The organism is Companilactobacillus kimchiensis, assembly GCF_001438805.1.
Lineage (GTDB): Bacteria > Bacillota > Bacilli > Lactobacillales > Lactobacillaceae > Companilactobacillus > Companilactobacillus kimchiensis.
In genome coordinates this window covers 1-9,633 of record NZ_JQCF01000045.1, presented here as the reverse complement: position 1 = coordinate 9,633, position 9,633 = coordinate 1, and the positions used below count along the sequence as shown (strand labels likewise).

At 37.7% G+C, this 9,633-nt stretch carries 8 protein-coding genes; 7 read left to right on the top strand and 1 reads right to left on the bottom strand.

What is annotated here, in order from left to right:
- Positions 1–257: 257 nt before the first annotated feature.
- Positions 258–983 carry a GntR family transcriptional regulator gene (locus IV57_RS12510; RefSeq protein WP_057881859.1) on the bottom strand — a complete coding sequence of 242 codons (726 nt, stop codon included), beginning with the start codon at positions 981–983 and terminating at the stop codon, positions 258–260.
- Positions 984–1,157: 174 nt separating this feature from the next.
- On the opposite strand from IV57_RS12510, the gene IV57_RS12505 reads away from it, so the two are divergent.
- The 7 genes from IV57_RS12505 to IV57_RS12475 all read left to right on the top strand — a co-directional run bounded on the left by IV57_RS12505 (position 1,158) and on the right by IV57_RS12475 (position 9,485).
- Complete coding sequence (locus IV57_RS12505; protein WP_057881860.1) at positions 1,158–2,531, top strand: glycoside hydrolase family 1 protein; 1,374 nt, start codon at positions 1,158–1,160, stop codon at positions 2,529–2,531.
- 327 nt (positions 2,532–2,858) lie between these two features.
- Positions 2,859–3,884, top strand: a complete 1,026-nt coding sequence (gene tdcB, locus IV57_RS12500) for a bifunctional threonine ammonia-lyase/L-serine ammonia-lyase TdcB (protein WP_057881858.1) — start codon at positions 2,859–2,861, stop codon at positions 3,882–3,884.
- A gap of 159 nt (positions 3,885–4,043) precedes the next feature.
- The gene (locus IV57_RS12495; RefSeq protein WP_057881857.1) at positions 4,044–5,477 is read left to right on the top strand and encodes a C69 family dipeptidase; all 1,434 of its coding nucleotides are present in this window, start codon (positions 4,044–4,046) and stop codon (positions 5,475–5,477) included.
- A gap of 220 nt (positions 5,478–5,697) precedes the next feature.
- Positions 5,698–6,369, top strand: coding sequence for an L-serine ammonia-lyase, iron-sulfur-dependent subunit beta (gene sdaAB / locus IV57_RS12490; protein ID WP_057881856.1), 672 nt, complete (start codon positions 5,698–5,700; stop codon positions 6,367–6,369).
- Between the two features lie 11 nt (positions 6,370–6,380).
- Positions 6,381–7,247: an L-serine ammonia-lyase, iron-sulfur-dependent, subunit alpha gene (sdaAA, locus tag IV57_RS12485; RefSeq protein ID WP_057881855.1), complete on the top strand. Its 867-nt coding sequence runs from the start codon at positions 6,381–6,383 to the stop codon at positions 7,245–7,247.
- A gap of 18 nt (positions 7,248–7,265) precedes the next feature.
- On the top strand, positions 7,266–8,687 hold the full coding sequence (locus tag IV57_RS12480; protein WP_057881854.1) for a C69 family dipeptidase: 1,422 nt from the start codon (positions 7,266–7,268) through the stop codon (positions 8,685–8,687).
- Positions 8,688–8,933: 246 nt separating this feature from the next.
- Complete coding sequence (locus IV57_RS12475; RefSeq protein ID WP_057881853.1) at positions 8,934–9,485, top strand: ClbS/DfsB family four-helix bundle protein; 552 nt, start codon at positions 8,934–8,936, stop codon at positions 9,483–9,485.
- The last annotated feature ends 148 nt before the right edge of the window (positions 9,486–9,633 follow it).

The window sequence follows — 9,633 nt, the reverse complement described above, 5'->3', positions numbered from 1 at the left end:
CTTCTTTTATTTAAAAATATCGTTAGTCTGGAACAACAAAGCCGATTGGCTCAGCAGTAAAATCATTCTTAGCAATTTATTGCTTAGAATGAGGTCGAGCTTGGAGACGATGTGAACCTCATCGGCTTCAAGTCGGCCTACTGCGTTCCAGCCAAATCGGCTTTGTTGTGGAAGACGGGAAGTTAAGCCCACTTCCGCTTTAACCAATCATGAGTAAGAAAAGCAAATTAGAGTAATGCAATTTTTTATTATTTTATTTATAAAGTTATGTCGGCAGTTAATTGACTAGTTTGATAGGGAAAACGTGATTCCGATATTTCAAATGGTTGACCGTCATCAAGATAACTCAATTGATTGATTACCAACACTGGTTCACCTAGTTCTTGAGCAATTCCAGTTTCAACATCGGCTTGACTAGCTTTATCAGCTCGAACAATACGATGGGTTCCTTCAATACTAAGACCTTCTTTTTGAAGGTGACCGTAAATTGAATTCTCAAGAATATCCTCAGTTAAGGTAGTAATTGAGGTAGGCATGATTGTATGTTCATAAGCAAAAATTTCACCATTAACATAGCGAACCCGTCGAATCACATAAACTGGTTCAGTCGGTTGAATGATAAGTTTGTCGGCCTCATCGGCGGTAGGGATACGAGCTGATAATTCGAGGACTTTACTAGTGACCGTTTTACCCTGGTTAGTTTTAGTGGCTCCAAAAGGTTTATCGATTGGAGAAACTTTGCCAAAATCATCAGTGTGGTCGTCTGCAATATAATCCTTACGGACGTAGGTCCCAGAACCACGCTTAGAATAAACCATACCTTCGACCATTAAGAGTTGTAGCGCCTTGTGAACAGTAATTCGAGTGGTGTTAAAGTTTTTTGCAATTTGATTTTGATCAGGGATTAATTCCCCTGGAGTATATTTGCCAGATTTGATTTGTTTTCTTAAATCATCAGCGACTTGTTTATATTTGTATGCCATAAATATCAATCTCCTAAAAATGTTCCCAAATACCATTTCAAATAAAAGTTTAACATTATATAGTACCAATTTCCTCATTATTTAAAAGTATATACATATTTACGATTGAACATTTACATTGACTGAGTTTACTGTATACTGAAAGCGTGTTCAAAAGGAGAGGGCGGGATGAAGATGCTAGATAAATTACCAAATGATTTCTTTTGGGGTAACTCCACTTCCAGTATGCAAACAGAGGGGGCTTTTGATCTTGATGGTAAAGGTGAATCGGTTTATGATTTGAAACCAGCTACGACTAATACTTCTGATTGGCATGATGCAATTGATGAATATCATCTTTATAATGAAGATTTTAGTTTGATGGCAAAACAAGGAATGAACTTTTATCGATTTCAAATTTCTTGGAGCCGAGTTGATCCCAAAGGTGATGGGAATTTCAATGAGGCTGGAATTGCCTTTTATGAACGATTAATCGAGGCTTTGTTGAAACGAAATATTACACCGATGATTTGTTTGTATCATTTTGATATGCCATTAGCTTTGGCTAAAAAATATAATGGTTTTTTATCTCGTCCTGTCGTTAGTGCTTTTGTCCGTTATGGTACGGAAATGGTTAAACGTTTTGGTGACCGAGTTAAATATTGGATTACTTTTAATGAACAAAACCTTTATCATACCAGTGAAGCTTTCAATATTTCTGGTTATTTGACGGGTGATAAAACAATTAATGAACTGTATCAAATTAGTCACCACGTGATGTTAGCTCATGCAGGCGTGGCTAACTATATTCATGAAAAAACTGATTGTCAAATTGGTGGGATGTTAGCTTATAGTGAAGTTTATCCAGCTACTCCGAATCCAAAAGATATTTTGTGTGTTCGTCAAGTCAATGAATTTTTGAATCGTAATTTATTGGATGCATTTATTTATGGACGTTATTCTAATGAAGTGATGACTTATGTTAAAAAACATAAGATCGAAATGGATTACCAATTAAATGATGGTGAAACTTTGGTTAAAGTAACCTCTGATTTTATTGCTTTCAGTTATTATCGTAGTGACACAATTAGTGCGGAACAAATTCAGGAAGGAACGGTTCCTAATTTATACCTGGATTACGGTATCAAGCCTAATCCATATTTAGAGACGTCTGAGTTTGGTTGGCAAATTGATCCGTTGGGATTCAGAGATGTTTTGACGAAAGTTTATAACGAATATGGTGTACCAATGTTTCCAATTGAAAATGGTTTGGGCATACGTGAGGAATTTACCGGCAAAGAAATTCAAGATGATGAGCGGATCTCTTATATGCGTGATCATATCCAAGCCATGAAAGACGCTATTTTTGAAGACGGTGTAGAGGTTCTAGGTTACTTGGGTTGGGGGCTGATCGATATTCCTAGTTCCAGTGGCAATATGGACAAACGTTATGGGACGGTTTATGTTAATCGCACCAATCATGATTTGAAGGATTTGAAAAGAATTCCTAAGAAGAGTTATTGGTGGTTGCAGCAAGTAATTCAATCTAATGGCGAAAATTTAAAGTAAATAATTTATTATAAATCAAAAATCACACTATATTATCGCAAAATCCCTTAAAATTGGGATTTGTAGATGATAATATAGCGTGATTTTTTTGAAAGACGTAACTTTTCTAAAAATTAAATCTGAGTAAGAACTAAATATTTATTGTAAATTCAGGGCTGGTTTTCATGAAAACAAAAGAATTATGAATCATAAAATTCTCTTAAAGACAGGTGTTCACTAGTCCTGAACAGTAAATAAGCAATGTGATAATTATCACAATAAATGGTTGTCTTCTCCAAATGTAAGCGTTAATATGAAAATGCAATGAATTTGGAGGTGGACGTCTTGATGTCTGTAAAAGATATACACTCATCGGCAAAGTTTCAAAATCCAGTAACAATTAGAGATATTGAAGAAGCAGCCCATATTATTCATCAAGTTGGTCGAGTAACGCCATTGTTACAATCGATGTTTTTGAGTCGTAACGTAACTGCTGGCGAAGTTTATTTAAAGTTGGAAAATATGCAACTGACTGGATCGTTTAAATTTCGCGGGGCTTTCAACAAAATTAATCATTTAACTGCCGCTGAAAAGGCCCGGGGAGTAATTGCTGCTTCAGCCGGTAATCATGCTCAAGGAGTAGCTTTGACTTCACAACTATTGGGAATTGATGCCATTGTTGTAATGCCTCATGGAGCTCCCTTAGCTAAACAGCAGGCTACTGCCGGATATGGTGCCAAAGTGGTTTTATATGGTGATAACTTTGATGAGGCCCACCAATTTATGGAAGAGGAAGCTATTCGTAAGGGCTATACCGTTGTTGATCCGTATGATGACGTCGATGTTATTGCTGGTCAGGGAACGATAGGTTTGGAAATTCTTGATCAGCTGTGGGATGTTGATACAGTGATCGTTCCTGTTGGCGGAGGTGGTTTGATTTCTGGAATCGCTACAGCTTTGAAATCATTCAATCCGCAAATTCATATTGTTGGGGTCCAATCAGAGAATATTCATGGAATGACAGCTTCGTATGCGGCTGATAGGATAATCAGTTTTAGTCAGGGAAAAACTTTAGCTGACGGGACAGCTGTCGCTACTCCAGGGCAAATAACTTTCCCAATCACTGAACATTTGGTCGATGAAATGGTGCTAGTTAGTGAAGAAGAAATTGCCACAGCTATGAAAGATCTTTTACAAAGGACTAAGACGGTCGTTGAAGGAGCAGGAGCTTTACCAACAGCGGCTTTGGAAGCACATAAAATTGATTCGAAATGGATCAAAAACAAGAAGGTAGTTGCCTTGGTATCAGGTGGCAATGTCGATTTGGAATGTGTTTCACAGAATTTGGAGCATTTCGTAACTTTAGTTAAATAAAAATATACGACGGGTTCTGTTACGCCAACGAAGAATAATCTTATGGCAGAGATATGAGATGTTATCTGACAAGTTGGTTATTTCAATGATTATCTATTTTAAAAATGAAAGAACGAGTATCATAAACTATATAGATAAATTTTAAGTGGGGGATAAAAAATGACAGAGTTAGATCGTATCGAAGCATCAGCATGTACATCAATCATGGTTGGTAAGAAGGCCTCAATGGACGGTGCCACTTATATTTCCAGAAATGAAGATCGGATGGTTGCGATTCATCCAAAACGTATCATCGTGCAACCAGCTGTTTCTGACCGTCATGAAACTTATGTTTCACCATATAATAAAATGACTGCACCATATCCAGAAAGTGGTTATCGTTACACTTCAACACCTGATGCCAATCAATCTGCTGGTCCTAATGAAGAAGATGGATTCAACGAGAAGAACGTCGGTATGAGTGCAACGGAGAGTGTTTACGCTAACGAAAAAGTTTTGGCTTTTGATCCATATGTGAAAGATGGTTTAGCCGAAGATTCATTAGCTACTTTAGTTTTGCCATACATCGATTCAGCTCGGGACGGTGTTAAGTATCTTGGCAACTTAGTTGCTAAATATGGTTCGGCTGAAGGTAATGGATTACAATTCAACGACAAAGATGAAGTTTGGTATATGGAAGTTGTTACGGGTCACCAATGGGTTGCTGTGCGCATTCCTGATGATTCTTATGCCGTAGCTGCTAATCAAGTTGCAATTCAAGATATCGATTTTAACGATCCAGAAAATTACATGTGGGCTGATGGAATTCAAGAATTTGTTGAAGAGAATAATTTGAACCCTGACTTTGACCGTTGGGACTTCAGACATATTTTTGGAACAGATACTGAACAAGATCACCATTATAACTATCCACGTGTTTGGTTTGCTCAACGTTATTTGAACCCATCAATCGAGCAAGAACCGGAATCACCAGAACTTCCCTTCATCAGAAAAGCTGAAAAGAAGATTGCGATTGAAGATATCCAATATATTTTGAAGTCACACTACAATGAAACAAAATATGATCCAATGGGCAGTGGTAGTGATCATGATAAGCGAACTTATCGTGCTATCTCTCTTTCAAGAACGGCGAACTCACATATCCTACAAATGAGAGATTCAGCTAAGAACGGTGCTGCCGGGGTTGAATGGACTGGCTTTGGTATTCCCAGCTTCTGTCCACACGTACCATTCTTTACTAATGCCAATGATATTGATGAATCATACAGTTACACGCCAAAGACTCTTGATTTGAAGAGTGCTTATTGGTTGTATGAAACATTGGCCATGGTCGTTGAGGCACATTATGCAGAATTTGTTGAACCAAACTTAGATTATCAAAAAGAATTGTCAGCTTGGGCACGTCGCAAAATTGCTGAAGTTGATAAGAAGGCTGTAACAATGACAGGTTCAGCTCTGACAGATTATTTAACAGAACAAAATAAGGCAATTGTTAAACATTATAATGATGCTACTAAGATACATTTGGCTGATTTAATTACTAAAGGAACTGAATTATCTAAATTAACATTTAAGATGGATCCAAATCTTTAGAGAACGAAGGGCAATTGTTAGATTCCACACATTTGTCTAATGTCTATAATCTCTAAAAATAAAATAACGACAAATATCTAATTCCCCTAGCAGGAGTGGGTATTTGTCGTTTTTTCTTTGAAAAATCTTTAGTAATACATTCTTAATAAAAATAATGATGAATTTCACAAAGATTAATTGTAAACTTTAAATAACGAAAATGATTTAGGGGTAAATTACCATGAAAGATATACGTTTTAAAAGTGTTTTTGACATCATCGGACCAGTAATGGTTGGTCCAAGTAGTTCACATACTGCTGGTGCGGCCCGAATTGGTAAAGTGGTTCATGATATTTTTGGTGAAAAGCCTGATAAGATCACAATTGATTTGTATGAATCATTCGCGAAAACTTACCGTGGACATGGAACTGATGTCGCAATTGTCGGTGGATTGTTGGGTATGGAACCAGATGATGAACATCTAGCTGATTCATTGAAAATAGCCTATGACCAAGGAATTAAGGTAGCTTTTGTACCCAAGAGCGATAAGGTTGATCATCCCAATACTGCCAAAATCAATTTAGTTAAAGGTGACCATGAGTTGTCAGTGACTGGGATTTCAATTGGTGGAGGAAATATTCAAATTTCAGAGATCAATGGATTTAAGATGTCACTTAGTTTGGGAACACCAACTTATATCACTGTGCATCAAGATGTTGCCGGAATGATTGCCAAGGTGACCGATGTATTTATGAACTTCAATATTAATATTGGAACAATGACTGTTACACGTGCTTCTAAAGGTGAAAAAGCCATTATGATCATTGAAGTTGATGAGCGGCGTGATCGTCCACAAATTTTGGAAAAATTAAAAGCATTACCAAACGTTGATAATGCAACGTATTTTGAATAGGGGATTACGAGATGTTTTATACAATTAAAGAATTAGTTAAAAAAAGTGCTGATTATGATTCAGTCGCTGAATTGATGATTCAAACGGAAATGGAAAATACTGATCGTAGTCGTGAGTTTATTCGCTCACAAATGGAACGAAATTTGGAAGTTATGGAAAAGTCGATCAAGGAAGGTGTTGCTGGGGTTAAATCAGTTACTGGTTTAACTGGTGGGGATGCCAAATTGATGGATGAATATTTAGCTAAAGGTGATTTTTTGAGTGGTGAACCAATTTTGGAGGCCGTTCGAAATGCTGTGGCGGTTAATGAAGTTAATGCCAAAATGGGTTTGATCTGTGCTACGCCAACTGCTGGTAGCGCTGGAGTATTGGCCGGAGTGTTAGTGGCTACGCGAGATCGTCTAAAATTAACTCGTGACCAACAAGTTGATTTCCTTTTCACCGCTGGAGCCTTTGGTCTGGTAATAGCTAACAATTCTTCAATTGCTGGTGCCGAGGGTGGCTGTCAAGCCGAAGTTGGTTCAGCGTCTGCCATGGCTGCAGCAGCGTTAGTTTGCGCTAAAGGTGGGACTGCTCAGATGGCCGCGGAAGCAATTTCTATTACTTTGCAAAATATGATGGGCTTGATTTGTGATCCAGTAGCAGGTTTGGTTGAAGTGCCTTGTGTAAAACGAAATGCTTTGGGTTCATCACAGGCAATGATCTCAGCTGATATGGCCTTGGCGGGAATTAAGAGTGTAATTCCAACTGATGAAGTCGTTGAGGCAATGCACAAAGTTGGTCAACAAATGCCATCAATGTGGAAAGAAACCGCTGAAGGTGGTCTAGCTACAACACCAACAGCTTTGAAGTTGAAGAAAGAAATTTTTGGAGATTAATAGAAAGGAATATTTAAGATGAGACAACATAGCCACGCCGCCTGTACTTCAATTATGGTTGGTAAAAAAGCATCAATGGATGGAGTAACCTACATTGCCCGAAATGAAGATAATTTTGTGGCTAATTGGCCTAAGAGATTCTTCGTTCAACCAGCAGTAAAAGGACGTCATGAAACTTACACATCGCCTTATAATAAATTAAGTGTTGAATTACCAGAAGAAGGTTATCGTTATACGTCTTCCCCAGATGCCAATCAGGACGAGGGCTGGTATGAAGAAGATGGAATCAATGAAAAAAACGTGGGGATGAGTGCGACTGAAAGTACCGTTGCTAATGAAAAAGTTTTAGCCTATGACCCATTAATTGAAGATGGCGTCGCTGAAGATTCCATTACGACTTTGGTTTTGCCATATATCAATTCTGCTCGTGAAGGAGTGCAGTATTTAGGTGATTTGATTGCTAAATATGGCTCGACTGAAAGTAACGGTGTAGAATTTTTTGATGAAAATGAAGTTTGGTATATGGAACTTGCTACGGGTCACCATTGGGTCGCTATCCGGATTCCAGACGATTGTTATGCTGTGGCTGCTAATCAGATGGGAGTTGAAGATATCGACTTCAATGATCCTGAAAACTATATGTGGTCAGATGGTATTCAAGAATTTGTTTCCGAACATGATTTGAATCCAGATTTTGACCGTTGGGACTTTAGACATATTTTTGGAACAAGCACTAAACAAGATCGACATTACAACACGCCAAGAGTTTGGTATGGTCAGAAATATTTGAACCCATCAATTGAGCAAAATCCTGAATCTTCAGAGTTACCATTCCTAAGAAAAGCTGAGAAGAAGATCTCTGTTGAAGATATTCAGTATATTTTGGCGTCACATTATAATGAAACTGAATTTGATCCTATCGGTAGTGGTAACGAAGACGATAAGAAACGTTACCGTGCTATTTCCCTGTCTCGAACTGCTAATTCACATATCTTACAACTACGTGGCTCCAAAAATGGTGTTCTGGGAATAGAGTGGAAAGCCTTAGGTATTCCTAGTTTTAGTCCCTATGTGCCATTCTTTACGGATGCTAACGATATCGATGAATCGTACAGTTTCGTGCCGGATAAATTAGATTTAAAGAGTGCTTATTGGTTATATGAGACCTTAGCAATGGTTGTTGAGAGCCATTATTCCGAATTTGCCAGCGATAACCTAGATTATCAAAAAGAATTATCAGCTTGGGCAAGAAGAAAAATCGCAGCAGTTGATCAAAAAGCTGTTAAGATGAGCGGTGAAAAATTAACCGAATACTTAACTGAGCAGAATCATGAGATTGCTAAGCATTATAACGAAGCTACACAAGCTCATTTAGCCGCTTTGATTACACAGGGAACAGAGTTATCAAAATTAACCTTCAAGATGGACCCGAATTTGTAGGAAAAAGAGTGTAAAACAACATTCAAAATCTGAAAATTTGTTTCATCATGATTGGTTTAAAATAGGGAAAAGACCGATGAATTTGTGGAAAATTCATCGGTCTTTTTTGTATAACTTACTAATATAACATAAATAAACCGCTTACTCACTACTTTTTTGCTATATCATGAGCGTTTTTTCCCCACAGTGACAGATTCAAGTCTATAATAGATATTGGGACGTTCCCATCTTGGGAACTTTAAATCGATGAAAGGTAGCGAAGGCATGCAGGTATATAAAAATTCAGAAGAATTGATAGACCAAATTAAAGTGAGTTATCATAAATTCATTGATGAATATGAGGGGATCGGTGACGATGTCGCTGATGAAAGAATTGACCAAGTGGATAAGACTCCACGTGAGATGCTCTCATATCAAGTCGGTTGGATCAATATGATTTTGTCATGGGAAAAAACAGAAGCCGGTGGGACTAAGATTACAACACCAACTCCTGGATACCAATGGGATCAAATGCGTGAATTGTATCATGATTTTAACATCAAATATGGTTCAGATGGTATTGAGAATGAAAAGGAAGAACTCGGCAGTGTCGTGGCTGAGTTGATTGCTTGGATCGAAAATATGTCACATGACGAGCTATTTAAACCCGGTGAACGCAAGTGGGCTACTACTAAGGCTATGTGGCCAGTTGCTAAATGGATCAGAATCAATGCCGTATCACCATTCACTAACTACAGTAGACAAGTTAGAAAATGGAAGAATTTCAATTTGAGGGATAAAAAACCGGTTAACTCTTAATATTAAATAATTACTAAAAATCACTTATCTCACGAGCCATGTGGGATAAGTGATTTTTTGTTGAGAAAAAGTCTGGGACATAATTAATTTTAGGCTTTTATTCATGATTGGTTAAAACGGAAGTGGGCTTAACTTCCCGTCTTCCACA

Excerpts from the sequence above, each read along its gene's own strand:
- IV57_RS12510 (WP_057881859.1), bottom strand. The coding sequence starts at position 983 with ATGGCATACAAATATAAACAAGTCGCTGATGATTTAAGAAAACAAATC.
- IV57_RS12505 (WP_057881860.1), top strand. The coding sequence starts at position 1,158 with ATGCTAGATAAATTACCAAATGATTTCTTTTGGGGTAACTCCACTTCC.
- tdcB (WP_057881858.1), top strand. The coding sequence starts at position 2,859 with ATGTCTGTAAAAGATATACACTCATCGGCAAAGTTTCAAAATCCAGTA.
- IV57_RS12495 (WP_057881857.1), top strand. The coding sequence starts at position 4,044 with ATGACAGAGTTAGATCGTATCGAAGCATCAGCATGTACATCAATCATG.
- sdaAB (WP_057881856.1), top strand. The coding sequence starts at position 5,698 with ATGAAAGATATACGTTTTAAAAGTGTTTTTGACATCATCGGACCAGTA.
- sdaAA (WP_057881855.1), top strand. The coding sequence starts at position 6,381 with ATGTTTTATACAATTAAAGAATTAGTTAAAAAAAGTGCTGATTATGAT.
- IV57_RS12480 (WP_057881854.1), top strand. The coding sequence starts at position 7,266 with ATGAGACAACATAGCCACGCCGCCTGTACTTCAATTATGGTTGGTAAA.
- IV57_RS12475 (WP_057881853.1), top strand. The coding sequence starts at position 8,934 with ATGAAAGGTAGCGAAGGCATGCAGGTATATAAAAATTCAGAAGAATTG.